Annotated in this window: 2 protein-coding genes; one reads left to right on the top strand and one right to left on the bottom strand. The window is 39.9% G+C overall.

Annotated elements, in window-relative coordinates:
* Positions 1–138 (bottom strand): helix-turn-helix domain-containing protein (locus C200_RS14705; RefSeq protein ID WP_155276066.1); only part of this gene is annotated, 138 nt, incomplete at its 3' end.
* A gap of 343 nt (positions 139–481) precedes the next feature.
* On the opposite strand from C200_RS14705, the gene C200_RS01050 reads away from it, so the two are divergent.
* A partial coding sequence (locus C200_RS01050; protein ID WP_033923638.1) for a hypothetical protein occupies positions 482–2,094 on the top strand: 1,613 nt, incomplete at its 3' end.

The raw sequence follows: 2,094 nt of genomic DNA, 5'->3' as shown, positions 1-2,094 counted from the left end.
GGTGTGCCGTTTAATCTCACGGCTAATCGTGCTAGGAGAAAAGCCAAGTGCTCTAGCAATTGATCTGAGCGAGTCTCCCTCTGATAACCGTTGTTCGATATAAAAACGATCTTTTTCATTTAAGTGCCGATAAACCATCTCTACCCTCTAAGTCAAAAGGCGAACTAGAGAATTTATCTGTATGAATATGAACTCTCTACTGAGTGTTGCACTTCAGATGACGGAGGGCGATTATAGTATCAATTAGCTCTTGCTGCGTAACATGAGTTAACACTTACACTTTACTAGCGATTTTTTTCTATTTTTGAAAATATTCTCAATATTACTAAAAACAACTTTCGATTATTTTTTAAGTATGGAGCTAAGTTTCTGCATCGATGACATAGTAGATGAATATCATGTTGTCTGGCTGTTGATTGGATATTAGCTTTGCTAAATTAATAAATAGTATAACTTTGTTGTTGTGGTCGGGAGAGTTGTTATGCCAGAGCTTACATTCTTAAAAATAGAAGGCAATCACTCCTCTCCTATTCAGTTAGCTCGCTTGGTGCAAGAAGCAGCAGGTAATCCAGCTCAAAAGCTTGGCAAGCATTATTTTGATCTGCAAGGGCAAGCGTTGGCAGAAGGTCAGTTTGAGGATAAAGACGGACCTAGAAAGGTATTAGTGGCCGTTGATCTGGTTGAGCGCGCAGCAGGAGAGAGTGAAGAAGATAAAGCTGAGGCTTTAGCTAGAACTAAGGCTAAGTTGGATTTTTTTTATCAACAGTTAGCAGATACGCTTCCATCACCATTATTAAGAGATAAGTTAAGAGCTAACTTTGATCGTCTTACGTGTTCAAATCAGCGCTTTAGTATTATTCCGATTCATAAAGAAATGTATTTTCATGTATTGCGCTGTGTTAATGCGGTAACGATAGATCAAGATAGAGCACGTACTGCATTTAAGTTTGCTTATAATTATGTTTATCAGTTGATCAATGCGGATATTGCAGCCTTTTTGAATGATTGTGAGGATATTGGTGTAGGGGAGATCAATCGATTTATTGATCAGCAGCGCGTTAAATATGCAACGGTTGCAGAAAGTATGGTGATGAGCCATTTATTATCGCCTCCTGCAGCAACGCCGAGAGAAAACAGTCGTAAGTGGTTAAAAACACACACGGCCGCGGATATGGACTACCTTGCAACTAATCAGCTGACAGGCGTGTTGACTTATGTCAGAGGTGCCGAGAAACAGCAGTCCTCACATAGTAAGAAAGACCAGCCTGCGGCGATGATGGCCATAGACCGCTATGCTTTAGTGCGATCTGATGATGCCAAAGAGAGGTTTGATGATGCTAAGCCATCGCAGTCTCAAGTTAAAGTGCCATCTTTAAAGGAGTTTAAAGCCCAAGGTCGCAGTATTACGATTAGCCAGCAAATTCGAGACTTTATGGTTGGCTATAATTTACAGGGTAGCGATGCCCCTCCCGTGGTTTACAATTTATTGACCTCTTTACCTCGAGGGCAGGATTCGTGTGAACAAGAGGCTAGTGCTAAAAAAATATTTAAGGGCGCGCATCATTATAATGCAACTCGTGACAATAGACCGCTGTTTTATGTAATGAACTTGCCTATTAATCAGCATACACAATTTTTACACTATGATGGCAGTAAGACACAAAAAGAAGCTTTGTTGCTGGCTGATTTAGCTATGGTGCATACGGTGCTGAAAGACCTTCTTACCCCGGGTAATTCATTTGTTGCAAACATTGACAGCCTGTATCAAAACTATTTACGTAATAGATCTAGCGATAAAGAATCTGAAGGGGGCTATTTTTCTAAATCTCTTGAAGGCAAGCAGGCGATTAAATTACTACGAGCACTCAAAGAAGGGATTAATCATGGTAAGGTGATTGATTTTAGTGCTAGTGATGATGCTACTCGAGATGTATTGCTGGAAAAGGCGCTTTTAAAACTATATGCAAGTAAATATCCCGGCAATAAAGTTGGTGACCAAAAAGAATATGCAAGCTTAGTTCAAGCACTATTTTTAGCAGCGACAAATAATCATAATTTTAAGGGCTGTAAGAGGGCACTGTTGCGAAAAATTAT

The organism is Piscirickettsia salmonis LF-89 = ATCC VR-1361 (assembly GCF_000297215.2).
Lineage (GTDB): Bacteria > Pseudomonadota > Gammaproteobacteria > Piscirickettsiales > Piscirickettsiaceae > Piscirickettsia > Piscirickettsia salmonis.
Note: the sequence above shows the minus strand (reverse complement) of the source record. Positions and strands in the feature narration are given on the sequence as shown.